The organism is Streptomyces sp. HB132 (assembly GCF_016909575.1).
Lineage (GTDB): Bacteria > Actinomycetota > Actinomycetes > Streptomycetales > Streptomycetaceae > Streptomyces.
Genome location: NZ_JAFBGA010000006.1, coordinates 113,725 through 132,344, shown reverse-complemented (window position 1 = coordinate 132,344; position 18,620 = coordinate 113,725). Strand labels below are relative to the sequence as shown.

The window sequence follows — 18,620 nt, the reverse complement described above, 5'->3', positions numbered from 1 at the left end:
TCGGGCCCGGATTCCTGTGGGGTTAGGTGCCCTTGTACCGGCCGGTAGCAACCAAGACTGGATAGTTCCTGCCAAACGTAGCGAGGGGAACCCGTACATGACCGGCTCACGTGTCGTGGCGCTCGGCCACTACCAGCCTGCCAAGGTCCTCACCAACCACGACCTGGCGGCCATGGTCGACACCAGCGACGAGTGGATCACCAGCCGGGTCGGTATCAGGACCCGGCACGTGGGCGGTCCCGACGAACCCGTGGACGAGCTGGCCGCACACGCCGCGGCCAAGGCCCTCGCCTCGGCCGGACTGCAGGCGTCGGACATCGACCTGGTTCTCGTCGCCACCTCCACGGCCATCGACCGCTCGCCGAGCATGTCCGCCCGGGTCGCCGCGCGCCTGGGCATGGGCTCGCCGGCCGTGATGGACATCAACGTGGTCTGCTCGGGATTCACCCACGCGCTCGCCACCGCCGACCATGCCATCAGAGCGGGTGCCGCCACCCGGGCCCTCGTCATCGGTGCCGACAAGATGGGCGACATCGTCGACTGGACGGACCGTTCCACCTGTGTGCTGATGGGCGACGCCGCGGGGGCCGCGGTCGTCACCGCCGAACCGGACGGGGCCGACGGGCCCGGAATCGGCCCCGTCCTCTGGGGCTCGGTGCCGGACATGGGTAACGCGGTACGGATCGAGGGCACGCCCCCTCGGTTCGCGCAGGAGGGGCAGTCCGTCTACCGGTGGGCCACCACGCAGTTGCCGCCGATCGCCCGAAAGGTGTGCGAACGGGCCGGTGTCACGCCCGAGGACCTCGCCGCCGTGGTGCTGCACCAGGCCAACCTGAGGATCATCGAGCCCGTCGCCCGGAAGATCGGCGCGGTCAACGCGGTCATCGCCCGGGACGTGGTGGACTCCGGCAACACCTCGGCCGCGTCGATCCCCATGGCCCTGTCCAAACTGGTGGAGCGTGGGGAGGTCGAGAGCGGCGCTCCGGCCCTGCTCTTCGGCTTCGGCGGGAATCTTTCGTACGCGGGTCAGGTGATCCGCTGCCCCTGAGGCCCCCGGCGTGGCATTGTGCTCGGTAGACTGTAGACGATAAGCAATTGCCCGGCGCCCGGAGGGGGACCGCGATGTTGTCCGCAGGACTGCCGCATGGAACGGTGCCGAAGCTGGAGCGGCCGGGGCCGTTGCGCGAGCGCGTCTACGAGGCGCTCCTCGAGCTGATCACCACGCGCGCCCTCCGTCCCGGCCAGCACCTGGTCGAGAGTGAACTGGCAGGGCATCTCGGGGTCTCGCGGCAGCCGGTGCGTGAGGCGCTCCAGCGGCTGAACACCGAGGGCTGGGTCGATCTGCGCCCCGCTCAGGGTGCGTTCGTCCACGAACCCACCGAGGACGAGGCCGACCAGTTGCTCTCTGTCCGCACCCTGTTGGAGGCCGAGGCCGCCCGGCTGGCCGCCGCCAACTCCGGGCGGCCGGGCATCGAGGCCCTGGAGGAGCTGTGCTCCCAGGGGGAGCGGGCCGTCGCCGCGGACGACGTCGACCTCGCCGTCGCCACGAACGCCGCCTTCCACGCCAAGGTCATGGAGCTCGCCGGTAACGTCGTGCTGTCCGAACTGGCCGGCCAGGTGGACCGGCGGGTCCGCTGGTACTACACCCCGGTGGCCCGCCAGCGCGGAACCCAGTCGTGGGTCGAGCACCGTGAGCTGATCGAGGCGATCGCCTCCAGGGACGAGCGGCGGGCCGCCGAGGTCATGCGGGCGCACACGGAGCACACGCGACGGACCTATCACCAGAGGGATCAGGCCTGATCCCAGCGGTCGGACCAGGATCGACCGTCGAGGGGCGGGAGGAGACCGGGGCGCCACGCCCCGGCCTCCTCCCGCCCCTCGCGTCAGGAGGCCTCGCGTCAGGAGACCTGGCGTCAAAGTGCCTGCCGACAAGGTGTCTTGACGGCGGGCGCATACCTGGAAGCGCGACTTCTCCCGGTGAGCCGAAGCAGCGGTGCGCGCCCTTCCCGCCGCAGTGGTCGGCCGCGACGCGCCGCGCCCGCGCCCGGCCGCCCGCCCGGCGACGCAGAGGAAGAGGGGGCGTCGGGCGGGGCGAGGCGGGCCCTCGCGGGCGACACCGGGAGGCCGCTGGGCCGGGGAGGGATGCGCGAAGTGCATCTTTGTCCTGAGTGTGGAGAAAGTTGGGGCGGATTCATGCGCAACTTCTTCCCACTCGGGTAAACCGCTGCTACGTTCCCTCGAAAGCCCGACGGACCAGCCGACGTGGCGGGGAGGGACGCGTGAGACGCATGACGGCACGACCCGCGAACACGCACCAGGCGCGGCTCCTCCGGCTGTTGCGCGACGGAGGGCCCAACTCCCGCGCGCAACTGGGCGATCAGGTCGACCTCTCACGGTCCAAGCTGGCGGTCGAGGTGGACCGGCTCCTGGAGACCGGACTCGTCGTGGCCGACGGGCTCGCCGCGTCCCGCGGCGGGCGTCGCTCCCACAACATCCGCCTCGCCCCCGGACTGCGCTTCCTCGGCGTCGACATCGGGGCCACTTCTGTCGATGTCGCCGTCACCAACGCCGAGTTGGAGGTCCTTGGTCACCTCAACCATCCGATGGACGTACGGGAAGGCCCCGTCGCCGTCTTCGAGCAGGTGCTGGCGATGGCGGCCAAACTCCGGGCGTCCGGACTCGCCGAAGGCTTCGACGGCGCCGGCATCGGCGTACCGGGACCGGTCCGCTTCCCCGAGGGCGTCCCGGTCGCGCCGCCGATCATGCCGGGATGGGACGGCTTCCCGGTCCGCGAGGCGCTCAGCCAGGAGTTGGGCTGCCCCGTCATGGTCGACAACGACGTGAACCTCATGGCCCTGGGGGAGCAGCACGCCGGTGTCGCCCGCTCCGTGGGCGACTTCCTCTGCGTCAAGATCGGTACGGGCATCGGCTGCGGCATCGTGGTGGGCGGAGAGGTCTACCGCGGTACGACGGGCAGTGCCGGCGACATCGGCCACATCCAGGTGGAACCGGACGGGCGCGCGTGTGCCTGTGGAAACCGGGGCTGCCTGGAGGCGCACTTCAGCGGCGCGGCGCTCGCCCGCGACGCCGAGGACGCAGCCCGCGCGGGCCGGTCCCCGGAACTGGCGGCCCGCCTGGACGCGACCGGGAAACTCTCGGCCGTCGACGTGGCCGCCGCGGCCGCGGCCGGCGACCCCACGGCGCTGGACCTGATCCGCGAGGGAGGGAACCGGGTCGGACAGGTCATCGCCGGACTCGTCAGTTTCTTCAATCCCGGCCTCGTCGTGATAGGCGGCGGGGTCACCGGGCTCGGCCACAACCTCCTGGCCAGTGTCCGCACCCAGGTCTACCGGCAGTCCCTGCCGCTGGCCACGGGCAACCTCCCCATCGTCCTCGGTGAGCTGGGGCCCGTCGCCGGAGTGACCGGTGCGGCCAGGCTCATCAGCGACCATCTGTTCTCGCCGGCCTGATGCCAAGGCCGGCGCGCCGTTCGGCACGCGTTCCGCAGTCACCTCCGTAACCAGCCCGTCCCGAGCTCCGCCCGCAGAACCGCACAGCACGAGCACAGCAGAACCGCACAGCACGAGCACAGCAGAACCGCCCAGCAGTTCCGTCAGCAGTACGGCACCGCCGGCACTGCGCCCTGCCCGCTCACCGGCTTCCCCGCGCTCTCGGTTTCCTCCCCGAACTCTCGGCTTCTTCCCCGAACTCTCGGCTTCGCTCGAGCAGGGGAGACCCCACTGAGCAGGGGAGACCCCACCGAGCAGGGGAGACCTCGTTCGCCGAGGGGATTCGTCATGGCACCAGAACCACCCCTGCTCACGATGTCCGGCATCACCAAGTCGTTCCCTGGTGTGCGCGCCCTCGACGGCGTGGACCTGGAGGTGCTGGCCGGTGAGGTCCACTGTCTCCTCGGCCAGAACGGTGCCGGAAAGTCCACCCTCATCAAGGTGCTGGCCGGGGCCCACCAGCCCGACGGCGGCGCCATCACCTGGGGCGGCGAACCCGTCCAGCTGTCGTCGCCGATCACCGCGATGCGGCTGGGAATCGCCACCATCTACCAGGAACTCGACCTGGTGGAGGGCCTGTCGGTCGCCGAGAACGTCTTCCTCGGGCACGAACCGACCAGTGCGGGCTTCGTCGTCCGCACCCGCGAGGCGCGCACCCGGGCCGCCGCTCTCCTGGGGCGTCTCGGGCACCCGGAGATCGACCCGGCCCGCCTTGTCGGCGACCTCTCCGCCGCCCACCAGCAGATCGTCTCCATGGCGCGGGCCCTCTCCCACGACGTACGGCTCATCGTGATGGACGAGCCGTCCGCGGCGCTCGACCCCGACGAGGTCGACAACCTCTTCCGCATCGTCGACGGGCTCACCGCCGAGGGGGTGGCCGTCGTCTACATCTCGCACCGGCTCGAGGAGATCCGCCGCATCGGTGACCGGGTGACCGTGCTCAAGGACGGCAGGGCCGTCGCGGTGGGGCTCCCCGCCAAGTCCACACCCACACGCGACATCGTTGCCATGATGACCGGACGCAATGTCGAGTACGTCTTCCCCGAGCGGCCCGGCCCCGGCGCCCGGGCCACGGCGGTTCCGGTGCTGAAGGTCGAAGGGCTCTCCCGCAAGGGCGAGTTCGAGCCCGTCGACCTGGAGCTGCGGCCCGGCGAGATCGTCGGCCTGGCCGGGCTCGTCGGCTCCGGACGCTCCGAGATCCTGGAGACCGTCTACGGTGCCCGCAAGCCGACGGCGGGCCGCGTCCTCGTCGACGGGAAACCGCTGCGCGCCGGCAGCGTCCGGGCGGCCGTGGCCGCCGGGATCGGCCTGGCCCCGGAGGAACGCAAGGCGCAGGCCCTGCTGCTGACGGAATCGGTCACCCGCAACGTCTCCGTCTCCTCCCTGTCCCGCTTCGCCCGCGCGGGATGGCTCGACCGGGGAACCGAGCGGGAGGCCGCCAGGGCCGCCACCCGCGAACTCTCCCTGCGGCCCGACAACCCGGAGGCCGCTGTCCGCACACTCTCCGGCGGCAACCAGCAGAAGGCGGTCCTGGCCCGCTGGCTGCTGCGCGGCTGCCGGGTCCTGCTGCTCGACGAACCGACCCGCGGCGTCGACGTCGGCGCCCGCGCCGAGCTCTACGCCGTGATCCGCCGGCTGGCCGACGAAGGCCTCGCCGTTCTGCTCGTCTCCAGCGAAGTGCCCGAAGTCCTGGGCCTCGCCGACCGGGTGCTGGTGCTCCGGGAGGGCCGTGTCGTGCACACGGCCGATGCCAGGGAGCTCGACGAGCACCGTGTCCTCGACCTCGTCATGGAAGGGAGCCCGACGTCATGACACAGCCCGCACCGTCGGCGCAGCACCACGGGCCGGAGAAGGAGACCGTGACCGGTCCCGCCGCCGCGCCGCCCTCGAAGCCGGGCGGTGGCCCGCGCGCACTCGGCCTGCGAGTCGATGTCCGCAACCTGTCGCTGCTCGGTGTCCTCGCCGTCCTGATAGCCGTCGGCGGTCTCACCGAACCCGACGCGTTCCTGGACACCGGGAACCTCCAGCTGATCCTGACGCAGTCCTCCGTCATCGGGGTCGTCACCGTCGGTGTCACCTTCGTGATCATCAGCGGAGGAATCGACCTGTCGGTGGGCGCGATGGTCGCCCTGGCCTCCGTCTGGGCGACGACCCTGGCGACCCAGGACTTCGGCTTCGCGGGCATCCTGTTCACCGCGGTGATCGTCGGCCTCGCCGCCGGGCTCGTCAACGGGGTCCTCATCGCCTACGGGCGAATGGTCCCCTTCATCGCGACGCTCGCCATGCTCGCCTCGGCCCGCGGGCTCGCCCTGCAGATCACCGACGGCAAGACCCAGATCGTCACCGTCCAGTCCGTCCTGGACCTCGGCCTGCCCGACAGCTACGTCCTGGGCATCCCGCCGCTGGTCCTCGTCTTCGCCGCGGTGACCGTGGCAGGCTGGCTGATCCTGAACCGGACGACGTTCGGACGCCGTACGGTCGCAGTCGGCGGCAACGCGGAGGCGGCCCGGCTCGCCGGCATCGACGTACGCCGCCAGCGGCTCTACCTCTACCTGCTCTCCGGACTCTGCTGCGGCATCGCCGCCTTCATGCTGGTCATCCTGTCCGGATCGGGTCAGAACACCAACGGCAACCTCTACGAACTCGACGCCATCGCCGCCGCGATCATCGGAGGCACACTCCTGAGCGGTGGGCGGGGCACCATCGTCGGCTCCGTGCTCGGGGTCCTGGTCTTCACCACGATCACCAACATCTTCGCGCTCAACAATCTGCAGAGCGACGTCCAGCAGATCGCCAAGGGCGCCATCATCGTCGCCGCCGTCCTCGTCCAACGCCGCACACTGCGCGGCGGCGAGACCTGAGCACGTCCCCGGAACCGAGACCTGAGCGTCTCTCCGGAACCCGATGCCTGAGCACCTCTCCTGTGACAGAGCACTGATCACCCACCCGCTGTTCCGTACGCAAGCACCGGATGAAGGGTTTGACAGCCATGCCAGAAACCAGCCGTAGAGGACTGCTCTTCGGCACCGCGGCCGTGTCCGCGGGAGCCCTCCTCACCGCCTGTACCAGCAACGAGCCCAAGGAGAAGGCGGTCGCGCAGAGCAATCAGCCCGCCGCCGACGACAAGCCCGGCAGCCCGGTCACCATCGGCTTCGCCGGGCCCCAGGCCGACCACGGCTGGCTCAACGCGATCAACGTGCAGGCCAAGTCGCGGGCCGAGAAGTACTCGGAGGTGACCCTGGAGATCACCGAGGGCTCCAACGACACCGCCGCCCAGATCGGCCAGGTCAAGACCCTCATCAACAAGAAGGTCGACGTCCTCGTCGTCCTCCCCGCCGACGGCAAGGCGCTCACCCAGGTCGGTCTCGAGGCCATGAAGGCCGGCATCCCGGTCGTCAACCTGGACCGCGTCTTCGCCTCGCCGCAGGCCTACCGCTGCTGGGTGGGCGGCGACAACTACGGCATGGGCCTCAACGCCGGTCACTACATCGGCGAGCAGCTCAAGGACAAGGCGAACGCCAAGGTCGTCGAGCTCGCCGGCATCGACAACCTGGAACTCACCAAGCAGCGCAGCCAGGGCTTCGCCGACGCCCTCAAGAACTACTCCAACATCAAGCTGGTGGCCCGTCAGGCCGCTGACTTCACCGTGGAGTCGGGCCAGGCCAAGATGGCGCAGCTCCTCCAGGCGCAGAAGCAGTTCGACGCGCTGTGGAACCACGACGACGACCAGGGTGTGGGTGCGCTGCGAGCCATCCAGCAGGCCGGACGCGACGAGTTCATCATGGTCGGCGGTGCGGGCGCGAAGTCGGCGATGGACGCCATCAAGGCCGACAACAGCGTCCAGAAGGCCACCGTGCTCTACCCGCCCACGATGGCCGCCTCCGCGATCGACCTGGCGCGGGCCCTCGGCCAGAGCAAGGGCATCTCGGGTCTCTCCGAGATGGAGATCCCGACCTCGCTGACCCTGTACTCGGCCGTGGTCACGAAGGAGAACATCGACCAGTACCTGCCGACGGGCTTCAGCTGATCCGGCACCACCGCCGCCACCGAACCACCGACGAGGAGGAAGCCCGCATGGCCCGTAGGGAAGAGACGGAGCAGGAGACCGGCGCGCCGCCACCCATGGCGACGCTCGGGGTCGGCATGGTCGGATACGCGTTCATGGGCGCCGCCCACTCCCAGGGCTGGCGTACCGCGGGGCACGTCTTCGACCTGCCGGTGAGACCCGCTCTGGCCGCGATCTGCGGACGCGACCGTACGGCCGTAGAGGCCGCCGCGGCCCGGCACGGCTGGGCCGCGGCGGAGACCGACTGGCGCGCCCTGATCGACCGGGACGACGTGCAGCTGGTCGACATCTGCACCCCCGGCGACAGCCACGCGGAGATCGCCATCGCCGCACTCGAAGCGGGCAAGCACGTGCTGTGCGAGAAGCCGCTGGCCAACACGGTCGCCGAGGCGGAAGCCATGGCGGAGGCCGCGGAGCGGGCGGCGGCCCGCGGCCAGGTGGCGATCGTGGGCTTCAACTACCGCAAGGTGCCCGCCCTGACCCACGCGCGCGCGATGATCGAGGAGGGCAGGCTGGGCACCCTTCGGCACGTACGGGCCGCCTACCTCCAGGACTGGCTCGTCGACCCCGAGTCGCCGCTGACCTGGCGACTCGACCGCGAACGGGCCGGATCCGGAGCACTGGGAGACCTCGGGGCGCACATCGTCGACCTCGCCCAGTACCTCGCCGGGGAGCCGATCGTCGGGGTCTCGGCGATGAGCGAGACCTTCGTACGTGAGAGGCCCGTGCTCGCCGGAGCCGGTACCGGGCTCCCGGGTGCCGCGGACAGTGCCGCACGGGGGGCGGTCACTGTCGACGACGCGACACTGTTCACCGGGCGCCTGGCGTCGGGGGCCCTCGCCTCCTTCGAGGCCACCAGGATGGCGGCGGGCCGCAAGAACGCGCTGCGCCTGGAGATCAACGGGGAGCTCGGCTCGATCGCCTTCGACCTGGAACGGCTCAACGAACTCTCCTTCCACGACCACACGGAGCCCGCCACCAGCGCCGGTTTCCGCCGGATCCTGGTCACCGAACCCCAGCACCCCTACCTGGAGGCGTGGTGGCCGCCGGGCCACGGTCTGGGATACGAGCACACCTTCGTCCACCAGGCCCGTGACGTGGTGCGCACCATCGTCGAGGGGCGCGCCCCCGTGCCCTCGTTCGCCGACGGACTCCAGGTGCAACGGGTGCTCGCCGCCGTCGAGGAGAGCGCCGCCAAGAACTCCGTACACACCCCGGTCCCCTTCTAGGAGGTTCCGCGCATGCCCCGTCCCTTCACTCTCTTCACCGGCCAGTGGGCCGACCTGCCGCTGGAGGAGGTCTGCCGGCTCGCCCGGGACTTCGGTTACGACGGACTCGAACTCGCCTGCTGGGGCGACCACTTCGAGGTCGACAAGGCCCTGTCGGACCCCGGCTACATCGACGGCCGGCGACAGCTCCTCGACAAGTACGGCCTCAAGTGCTGGGCGGTCTCCAACCACCTGGTGGGCCAGGCCGTCTGCGACAGTCCGATCGACGAGCGCCACCAGGGCATCGTGCCCGCCCGGATCTGGGGGGACGGGGAGCCCGAGGGCGTGCGCAGGCGTGCCGCCGAGGAGATCAAGAACACCGCCCGCGCGGCGGCGGCCTTCGGGGTCGACACCGTCATCGGCTTCACCGGGTCGTCGATCTGGCACCTGGTCGCCATGTTCCCGCCGGTCCCGCCGCACATGATCGAACGCGGCTACGAGGACTTCGCGGAGCGTTGGAACCCGATCCTGGACGTCTTCGACGCCGAGGGGGTGCGCTTCGCCCACGAGGTGCACCCGAGCGAGATCGCGTACGACTACTGGACCACGCACCGTGCCCTGGAGGCCGTCGGCCACCGCCCCGCGTTCGGGCTGAACTTCGACCCGAGCCACTTCGTGTGGCAGGACCTGGACCCGGTCGGCTTCCTTTACGACTTCCGGGACCGGATCTACCACGTGGACTGCAAGGAGGCCCGTAAGCGCCTCGACGGCCGCAACGGCCGGCTCGGCTCCCATCTGCCGTGGGGCGACCCGCGGCGCGGCTGGGACTTCGTCTCGGCCGGGCACGGCGACGTGCCGTGGGAGGACGTCTTCCGGATGCTGCGGTCCATCGGGTACGAGGGACCGGTCTCGGTGGAGTGGGAGGACGCCGGCATGGACCGGCTCACGGGGGCACCGGAGGCGCTGGCCTCGCTGAAGCGGTTCGACTTCGACCCGCCGACCGCGTCGTTCGACGCGGCGTTCGGGGGAGGCGACTGAGAGACCCGGGACCCCGCGCCTCGATCGCCGGGAAGGTTTGACACGCCCCGGCGGTCGAGGGCACCCGCCCACCCCTGACGAGCCCCACCGCCACGGCCCGCGGCACCCGCACACCGCCGCCGGGCTGTCCCGGCCTGCCCCGATCCCGCTTTGTCCTGCCAAGGGAAAAAGGCGAACACAGGCGCTGCGCAAGGGCTTTCCGTTCAGGACGAACACAGCTACCGTCCACTACGTGTACACGACATGACTCGCGTCACCGGGGCCTCACGGCCCCGGTGACGAGCGCGCGGCAGTCCCCGCGCGGAACGGCAACCGCACCCGCCCGAACAACCGGCACACTCCGGAGGACGCACGTGCACAGAAGCAGCAGACGGCTCCGCGCCCGAAAATCACTCGCCCTCTTCACCGGCGGACTGCTCGCAGCCGCCACCCTCACCCTGGGGTCCTCGCCGACCGCCACCGCCGACCCCGCGCAGGCCGCGGCCGCGCAGGACGCCGCCGAGGACTTCCAGCAGGTCACCCTCGCCAAGGGTGCGGCCGAGACCGGCGAACCCATGTCACTGGCGGTGCTCCCCGACCGCAGCGTGCTGCACACCTCGCGCAGCGGCGAGCTGCGGATCACGGACAGCTCGGGCAACACCCGGGTGGCCGGCACCATTCCCGTGTACTCGCACGACGAGGAGGGCCTCCAAGGCGTCGGGATCGACCCCGACTTCGCGGAGAACCGGGCGATCTACCTCTACTACGCACCGCCGCTGGACACTCCCGCCGGCGACGCCCCGGAGACCGGCACCGCCGCCGACTTCGCGAAGTTCGACGGCGTGAACCGCCTCTCCCGCTTCGTGCTCAACGAGGACGGCACCCTCGACAACGCCAGCGAGAAGAAGGTCCTCGACATCCCCGCCTCGCGCGGCATCTGCTGCCACGTCGGCGGAGACATGGACTTCGACGCGCAGGGCAATCTCTACCTCTCGACGGGTGACGACTCCAACCCCTTCGCCTCCGACGGCTTCACCCCGATCGACGACCGCCCCGACCGCAACCCGGCGTTCGACGCCCGTCGCACCTCCGGCAACACCAACGACCTGCGGGGCAAGGTCCTGCGCATCAAGGTCGCGGACGACGGCACGTACACCGTGCCCGAGGGCAACCTCTTCGAGCCCGGTACGGAGAAGACCCGACCCGAGATCTACGCGATGGGTTTCCGCAACCCGTTCCGCTTCAGCGTCGACAAGGCCACCGGCATCCTGTACGTCGGTGACTACGGACCGGACGCCGGCGCGGCCGACCCCAACCGCGGGCCGTCCGGACAGGTGGAGTTCGCGCGGGTCACGAAGGCCGGCAACTTCGGCTGGCCGTTCTGCACCGGAGCCAACGACCCCTATCGCGACTACGACTTCGCGACCAAGACCTCCGGCCCGGCCTTCGACTGCGCCGCCCCGAAGAACGAGTCGGCACACAACACCGGCCTCGTCGACCTGCCGCCCGCCGAGGCCGCCTGGATCCCGTACGACGGTGGGTCCGTGCCCGAGTTCGGCACCGGCTCCGAGTCCCCGATGGGCGGACCCGTCTACCGCTACGACGCGGACCTCGACTCGCCGGTGAAGTTCCCCGAGGAGTACGACGGTGACTTCTTCGCCGGAGAGTTCGGCCGGCAGTGGATCAAGCGCATCGAGCAGGACGCGGACGGTGCCGTCCAGTCCATCAACGACATCCCGTGGACCGGCACCCAGATCATGGACATGGCGTTCGGCCCTGACGGGGCGCTGTACGTCCTGGACTACGGCCTCTCCTGGTTCGGCGGCGACGAACACTCGGCGCTGTACCGCATCGAGAACGCCACCGGAGGACGCTCACCCATCGCCGAGGCCTCCTCGAACAAGACCTCGGGTGTCGCACCGCTCAAGGTGAAGTTCTCCTCGGCCGGCACGGCCGACGGCGACGGCGACACCCTGACGTACGCCTGGGACTTCGGCGACGGCGGCAAGTCCACGGCCGCCGACCCGACGTACACGTACAAGAAGAACGGCACCTACACCGCCACCGTGACCGCCAAGGACCCGACGGGCCGTACCGGTTCGGCGAGCGTGCACGTCACCGTCGGCAACACGGCTCCCACCGTGGTGCTGGGGACCCCGGCCGACGGGCAGCCGTTCGAGTTCGGCGACGAGGTGCCCTTCAAGGTGACCGTCACCGACCCGGAGGACGGGACCATCGACTGCACGAAGGTCGAGGTCAAGTTCACCCTGGGCCATGACAGCCACGGCCACGACATCACCACCGAGCACGGCTGCGAAGGCACGATCAAGACCGCCATGGAGGGCGGCCACGACCCGAACGCCAACATCTACGGCGGGATCTCCGCCTCGTACACCGACGGTGGTGGCGGCGGACAGGCCGCACTGACCGGCCGTGACGGGGCGAAGCTCCAGCCGCGACACCGCCAGGCCGAGCACTTCGACGACTCGTCCGGCATCACCACACCGAGCAAGGCGAGCGCGCACGGCGGCAGGACCGTCGGCGACATCGACAACGGCGACTGGATCTCTTTCGCCCCGTACATCCTCGACGGCTCGACCAAGCTCACCGCGCGCACCTCCTCGGCCGGCGCGGGCGGCTTCCTCGAAGTGCGGGCCGGATCGCCCACCGGCAAGATCCTCGGCTCCGCGCCCGTCCCGGTGACCGGCAGCTGGGACTCGTTCCAGGACATCGACGTGCCGCTGCGCGGCGCACCGAAGAAGGCCACGTCACTCGTCCTGGTCTTCAAGGGCGGAGCCGGAGCGCTGTACGACGTCGACGACTTCGAGCTCTCCGACAGCCCGGTCGACCGCACGGCGAAGCGTGTCCTGGTCTTCTCCAAGACGGGCGGCTTCCGGCACGACTCGATCCCCGAGGGCATCGCCTCGCTCAAGGAACTGGGCAAGGACACCAACATCACGGTCGACTCCACGGAGGAGGCCGGCCAGTTCACCACCAGCAACCTGGCGCGCTACGACGCCGTCGTCTTCCTCTCGACGACCGGCAACGTCCTGAACGCCGACCAGAAGAAGGCGTTCGAGAACTTCGTCTCCACCGGCGGCGGCTACATGGGCGTCCACGCCGCGGCCGACACGGAGTACGACTGGAAGTTCTACGGCGGCCTCGTCGGGGCCTACTTCGACTCGCACCCGAAGATCCAGCCCGCGACCGTCCGCGTGGAGAACCACGACCACCCGGCGACCGCGCACCTGGAAGAGGCCTGGGACCGCACCGACGAGTGGTACAACTACCGCACGAACCCGCGGGACAAGGCCCAGGTCCTCGCCACCCTGGACGAGACCAGCTACACCGGCGGCACCATGAAGGGCGACCACCCGATCGCCTGGTGCCAGGCCTACGAGGGCGGCCGCTCCTTCTACACCGGCCTCGGCCACACCAAGGAGTCCTACGCCGAACCCGCCTTCCGTCAGCACCTGCTGGGCGGTCTGCGCTACGCCGCCGGCCAGGTGAAGGCCAACTGCAAGCCGGACACCGGCTACCGGTCGATCTTCAACGGCAAGACGCTCGAGGGCTGGAAGCAGGCCGGCCCCGGAAAGTTCGCCGTCGCCGACGGTGAGCTGCGCTCCGAGGGCGGCATGGGCCTGCTGACGTACCAGGCCAAGGAGCTGAAGTCGTACTCGCTCAAGCTCGACTGGAAGATGGCGGGCGACGACAACTCCGGTGTCTTCGTCGGGTTCCCCGAGTCGGACGACCCGTGGTCCGCGGTGAACAACGGCTACGAGGTGCAGATCGACGCCACCGACGCGGCCGATCGCACGACCGGCGCCGTCTACACCTTCAAATCCGCCAACATCAAGGCACGTGACCAGGTTCTGCGGCCGCCCGGCCAGTGGAACAGCTACGAGATCAAGGTCCGGGGCGAGCGGCTCCAGGTCTTCCTGAACGGGGTGAAGATCAACGACTTCACCAACACCGACCCGGCCCGCAGTCTCAAGGACGGATACATCGGTCTCCAGAACCACGGAGCCGACGACCAGGTGTCCTTCCGCGACATCCAGCTGAAGGAACTGCCCACGACGTAGGGCGGCCACCTCCTGCGCCTGCGGTGGGCGGGGAAGCGTACCTCTTCCCCGCCCACCGTTCACCACCCCTCTTCGTCCCCCCAGGGAGGCAGCTCGTGACCGCACATGCCGTTCGTACCGGAGTCTGGTTCATCGGAGCGCGCGGCTCCGTCGCCACCACCGCCACCGCCGGGTGCGCGGCGGTCGCGGCAGGGCTGCACCCGCCGACCGGCATGGTCACCGAGACGCCACCCTTCACCGACACCGGACTGCCACCGCTGACCTCCCTCGTCTTCGGTGGCCACGACACCCTCGACTGCCCTCTGCCCAAGCGGGCCGAGGTCCTCGCTGCCGGGGGAGTGCTCCCGTACGGGCTCCCCACGGCCGTCGAGGCCGAACTCACCACCGCGGACGCGGAGATACGGCCCGGCGGTCCGCTCCCGGGCGACACCCGCACCGACGAGGAGCTCATCGGCGCCTTCGCCGCCGACATCGAGGACTTCACCCGCCGCCACGGACTGGCCCGCACGGTCGTCGTCAACGTCGCCTCGACCGAACCCGCCCCCGGCGACGACGACTCCCGGATGCCCGCCAGCTCCCTCTACGCGGCGGCCGCGCTCCGCGCCGGCTGCCCCTACGTCAACTTCACCCCCTCCACAGGGCTGCGCAGCCCGCACCTGAAGGACGCCGTCGAATCCTGCGGACTTCCCCACGCCGGACGCGACGGCAAGACGGGCCAGACGCTGCTCCGCTCCGTGCTCGCACCGATGTTCGTCCATCGCGCACTCCCGGTGCGGGCGTGGTCGGGCACGAACCTGCTCGGCGGCGGGGACGGGGCGGCGCTGGCCGACCCGGCGGCGGCCGCCGCCAAGAACGCGGGCAAGGAGCGTGTGCTCGCCGACACCCTCGGGACGGCCCCGGAGGGTGAGGTCCACATCGACGACGTCCCCGCGATGGGGGACTGGAAGACGGCGTGGGACCACATCGCCTTCGACGGCTTCCTCGGCTCGCGGATGATCCTCCAGACGATCTGGCAGGGCTGCGACTCCGCCCTCGCCGCACCGCTGGTCCTGGACCTGGCCCGGCTGCTCGCCCGGTCCCACGAGGCGGGCCTGACGGGGCCGCGCCCCGAACTGGGCTTCTACTTCAAGGACCCGGACGGCGGGCCGGCCGCGCTCTTCGACCAGTACGCGGCACTGGTCGACTTCGCCGAACGCCTGCGGGAGGCCCGGTGAGGCCGCTGCGGCTGCTCGCCGCGGTGAGCACCTACCCACGGCTGCACCCTGCCGGGGCGCAGGCCCCGGCCCCCGCCGTGCGGATCCCCTCGGACAGCCTGTCCGGTGCGGGCGGGACTGCGCCCGCACCGGACAGGCCCCGTGCCCGCGCGCGACTGCGGGCCTGGGCGGAACTGCTGCGCGTGTCGGCGCTGTTCACCGTGCCCGGCGACGCGCTCGCCGGGGCAGCGGCCGCGGGCCGGCGTCCGGGCCGTGGCACGGCGCTCGCCGTCGGCGCGTCTCTGTGTCTGTACGAGGCGGGGATGGCGCTCAACGACTGGGCGGACCGGGAGGAGGACGCCGTCGACCGTCCGCACCGGCCGATCCCGTCGGGCCGCGTCACCCCGGGGGCCGCACTCGTCGCGGCCGGCGCCCTCACGGCCGCGGGTCTGGCCCTGGCCGCCCGCGCGGGCCGCCCCGCCCTGGCCGTCGCATCCGGACTGGCGGCCACCGTCTGGGCCTACGACCTGCACCTCAAACACACGAAGCTCGGACCGGCCGCGATGGCCTCGGCCCGCGCCCTGGACCTGCTGCTCGGAGCGACCGCGAGCACGACCGGGGCCGCGAGTACGACCGGGGCCGCGAGCACGACCGGGGCCGCGACGGTGGCCAGGACCGGGGCCCGGACGCCGAGGACGCCGTCCGCCGGGGGGAGGCCGATCCCCGGCATCCGGTCCACCACCCGCACCGGCGGGCTACCGGCCACCTCCCGTGCCACCTCCACCGTGATCCCCGCGGCTCTCGCGCTCGGCGCGCACACCTACGCCGTGACCGCCGTCTCCCGGCACGAGGCGCAGGGCGGCTCCACAGCGGCGCCGCTGGCGGCGCTGGCCGGTGCGGCGGGAATCGGCGCCGCCGTCCTGCGCGCCCGACCGGCGCGGGGGGAGGCGCCCCGCACGCCCGCCGCCGAACGGCTCCTGCTCCCCGCCTTCGCCGCCGCCTACCTCCGCACCTCCGCGGTCCCCCTTCTCCACGCCGCACTCAACCCCTCCCCGCCCCTCACCCGACGCGCGGTCGGCGGCGGCATCCGGGCGATGATCCCGCTCCAGGCGGCGCTGGCGGCCAGGGCCGGGGCACCCCTCGACGGGCTCGCGGTCATGGCGCTCGTCCCGCTCGCCAGGAAGCTCGCACGGAAGGTGAGCCCCACATGACCCTCCGCCTGGGATACGGCACCAACGGACTGACCGACCTCCGGCTCGACGACGCCCTCGGCCTCCTCGCAGACCTCGGATACGACGGGGTCGGCCTGACCCTCGACCACATGCACCTCGACCCGCTCGCCCCCGACCTCGCCGCCCGCACCCGCCGGGTGGCCCGCAGACTCACCGGGCTGGGCCTCGGCGTCACGGTCGAGACGGGGGCCCGCTACGTCCTCGACCCGCGGCGCAAACACGGCCCCTCGCTCCTGGACCCCGACCCCGACGCCCGCGCGGCCCGCACCGCGCTGCTGGTCCGGGCCGTCGAGGTGGCCGGCGACCTCGGTGCCCACGCCGTGCACTGCTTCAGCGGCATCACCCCGCCCGGCACCACGACGGACACCGCATGGCAGCGACTGACCGGCGCCCTGGCCCCCGTACTGGACGCCGCCGACCGTGCGGGCATCCCCCTCGCCGTCGAACCGGAACCCGGCCACCTCCTGGCCGCGCTCGCCGACTTCCACCACCTGAGAACCCTCCTCGGCGACCCCGGCCCGCTCGGGCTCACCCTCGACATCGGCCACTGCCAGTGCCTGGAGCCCGCCTCGCCCGTCGACTGCGTGAAGGAAGCGGCCCCATGGCTGCGCCACGTGCAGATCGAGGACATGCGACGCGGTGTCCACGAACACCTGCCGTTCGGCGACGGCGAGATCGACTTCCCGCCGGTGCTCGAAGCACTCGCCTCCACCGGCTACACCGGCCTCACCGTCGTCGAACTGCCCCGGCACTCCCACGCGGGACCTGAACTCGCCCGCGCATCGATCGATTTCCTGCGCCGTGCCACCGGGACCACGAACGGAGCCGCACCGTGCTGACCAGCCGCGAGGAACTCGACGGCCTGCTTCCAGGAGCGGCCAGGGCCTGGCTCGACGAGGCGCTCGCCGAGGCGGGACACGCCGCGGCCCACCCCGGAACGGACAGCGGCGACCCACCCTGGGAGCTGCGGTTCGCCTCGGCGGGACGACACTGCGGACCCGAACACGCCGATTCCGTACGCGCGCTGCTGCTCGTCGAGGCCCGAGCCGGGCTGCCGGCCGTGACCAGGCTCTACGAGCAGGGCACCGCCGCCGAACGCCGCGCCGTCCTGCTCACCCTGCACCGCCTCGACCTCGGCGCCACCGCACTCCCACTGGTCGAGGACGCCCTGCGCACCAACGACACCCGGCTCGTCGCCGCGGCCGTCGGCCCCTACGGCGCAGCCCACCTCGACGCACACGCCTGGCGGCACGCCGTCCTCAAGTGCCTCTTCACCGAGGTCCCCGTCGAAGCCCTGGACCGGCTGGACGAGCGGGCCGTCGGCGACGCCGAACTCGCCCGCATGCTGCGCGACTTCGCAGCCGAACGCACAGCCGCCGCCCGCACCGTCCCCGCCGGTCTGCGGACCGTCCTCGACCTCACGGCCCCGGCGCCCGCCCCCGCCCCCACGGAGGAGTCCTGATGCGCATCTTCGACCCCCACATCCACATGACGTCCCGCACCACGGACGACTACCGGGCGATGTACGACGCCGGGGTCCGCGCGCTCGTCGAACCCTCCTTCTGGCTCGGCCAGCCCCGCACCTCGCCCGCCAGCTTCTTCGACTACTTCGACGCCCTCCTGGGCTGGGAACCCTTCCGAGCCTCCCAGTACGGCATCGCCCACCACTGCACGCTCGCCCTCAACCCCAAGGAGGCGAACGACCCCCGCTGCACCCCCGTCCTGGACGCCCTGCCCCGCTACCTCGTCAAGGACTCCGTCGTCGCCGTCGGTGAGATCGGCTACGACTCGATGACCCCTGCCGAGGACACGGCGCTGGCCACCCAGCTCCAGCTCGCCGCCGAACACGGTCTTCCCGCCCTGGTCCACACCCCGCACCGGGACAAGCTCGCAGGCCTGCACCGCACGATCGACGTCGTCCGTGAATCCGATCTCGCCCCGGAGCTGGTCCTGCTCGACCACCTCAACGAGACGACCGTGCGGGACGCCCTCGACAGCGGATGCTGGGCCGGCTTCTCCATCTACCCGGACACCAAGATGGACGAGGACCGCATGATCACGGTCCTGCGGAACCACGGGACCGACAGGATCCTCGTCAACTCGGCCGCGGACTGGGGAAAGAGCGACCCGCTGAAGACCCGCAAGGTCGCCGACACCATGCTGAAGGCCGGATTCGACGAGGACGACGTCGACAAGGTGCTCTGGCGCAACCCCGTCGCCTTCTACGGGCAGAGCGGCAGGCTCCAGCTCGACATCGCCGCCCCCGGCCCTCTCCACCAGGGCAACTCCATCCTCCGCGGCGGGGAGTGAGCC

The 18,620-nt window shown here is 71.2% G+C and carries 14 protein-coding genes; all 14 read left to right on the top strand.

Annotation, left to right across the window (positions count from 1 at the left end):
• The first annotated feature begins 97 nt into the window (after nucleotides 1-97).
• A complete protein-coding gene (locus JOC24_RS15980) occupies nucleotides 98-1,048 on the top strand; it encodes a beta-ketoacyl-ACP synthase III (protein WP_205020961.1) in 951 nt (316 codons plus the stop codon).
• 74 nt (nucleotides 1,049-1,122) lie between these two features.
• Nucleotides 1,123-1,800 carry a GntR family transcriptional regulator gene (locus JOC24_RS15975; protein ID WP_205020960.1) on the top strand — a complete coding sequence of 226 codons (678 nt, stop codon included), beginning with the start codon at nucleotides 1,123-1,125 and terminating at the stop codon, nucleotides 1,798-1,800.
• A gap of 488 nt (nucleotides 1,801-2,288) precedes the next feature.
• On the top strand, nucleotides 2,289-3,470 hold the full coding sequence (locus JOC24_RS15970; RefSeq protein ID WP_205020959.1) for an ROK family transcriptional regulator: 1,182 nt from the start codon (nucleotides 2,289-2,291) through the stop codon (nucleotides 3,468-3,470).
• A gap of 327 nt (nucleotides 3,471-3,797) precedes the next feature.
• Entirely contained in the window at nucleotides 3,798-5,321 is a 1,524-nt protein-coding gene (locus tag JOC24_RS15965) for a sugar ABC transporter ATP-binding protein (RefSeq protein WP_205020958.1), read from the top strand.
• Nucleotides 5,318-6,370: an ABC transporter permease gene (locus JOC24_RS15960; protein ID WP_205020957.1), complete on the top strand. Its 1,053-nt coding sequence runs from the start codon at nucleotides 5,318-5,320 to the stop codon at nucleotides 6,368-6,370. Before JOC24_RS15965 ends, JOC24_RS15960 begins: the two co-directional genes overlap by 4 nt.
• 128 nt (nucleotides 6,371-6,498) lie before the next feature.
• Nucleotides 6,499-7,536, top strand: coding sequence for a substrate-binding domain-containing protein (locus JOC24_RS15955; RefSeq protein ID WP_205020956.1), 1,038 nt, complete (start codon nucleotides 6,499-6,501; stop codon nucleotides 7,534-7,536).
• A 47-nt stretch (nucleotides 7,537-7,583) separates the two neighbouring features.
• The gene (locus JOC24_RS15950) at nucleotides 7,584-8,804 is read left to right on the top strand and encodes a Gfo/Idh/MocA family protein (RefSeq protein WP_205020955.1); all 1,221 of its coding nucleotides are present in this window, start codon (nucleotides 7,584-7,586) and stop codon (nucleotides 8,802-8,804) included.
• A gap of 12 nt (nucleotides 8,805-8,816) precedes the next feature.
• Nucleotides 8,817-9,821, top strand: a complete 1,005-nt coding sequence (locus JOC24_RS15945) for a sugar phosphate isomerase/epimerase family protein (RefSeq protein WP_205020954.1) — start codon at nucleotides 8,817-8,819, stop codon at nucleotides 9,819-9,821.
• A gap of 353 nt (nucleotides 9,822-10,174) precedes the next feature.
• Nucleotides 10,175-13,882: a ThuA domain-containing protein gene (locus JOC24_RS15940; RefSeq protein WP_205020953.1), complete on the top strand. Its 3,708-nt coding sequence runs from the start codon at nucleotides 10,175-10,177 to the stop codon at nucleotides 13,880-13,882.
• A gap of 95 nt (nucleotides 13,883-13,977) precedes the next feature.
• Entirely contained in the window at nucleotides 13,978-15,096 is a 1,119-nt protein-coding gene (locus JOC24_RS15935; RefSeq protein ID WP_205020952.1) for an inositol-3-phosphate synthase, read from the top strand.
• Nucleotides 15,093-16,286, top strand: coding sequence for an SCO3242 family prenyltransferase (locus JOC24_RS15930; protein WP_205020951.1), 1,194 nt, complete (start codon nucleotides 15,093-15,095; stop codon nucleotides 16,284-16,286). Before JOC24_RS15935 ends, JOC24_RS15930 begins: the two co-directional genes overlap by 4 nt.
• On the top strand, nucleotides 16,283-17,146 hold the full coding sequence (locus tag JOC24_RS15925; protein WP_205020950.1) for a sugar phosphate isomerase/epimerase family protein: 864 nt from the start codon (nucleotides 16,283-16,285) through the stop codon (nucleotides 17,144-17,146). The genes JOC24_RS15930 and JOC24_RS15925 overlap by 4 nt, the downstream gene beginning before the upstream one ends.
• Complete coding sequence (locus tag JOC24_RS15920) at nucleotides 17,140-17,769, top strand: EboA domain-containing protein (protein WP_205020949.1); 630 nt, start codon at nucleotides 17,140-17,142, stop codon at nucleotides 17,767-17,769. Before JOC24_RS15925 ends, JOC24_RS15920 begins: the two co-directional genes overlap by 7 nt.
• Nucleotides 17,769-18,617 (top strand): TatD family hydrolase, encoded by an 849-nt coding sequence (locus tag JOC24_RS15915; RefSeq protein WP_205020948.1) that lies wholly within the window; start codon nucleotides 17,769-17,771, stop codon nucleotides 18,615-18,617. The genes JOC24_RS15920 and JOC24_RS15915 overlap by 1 nt, the downstream gene beginning before the upstream one ends.
• The last annotated feature ends 3 nt before the right edge of the window (nucleotides 18,618-18,620 follow it).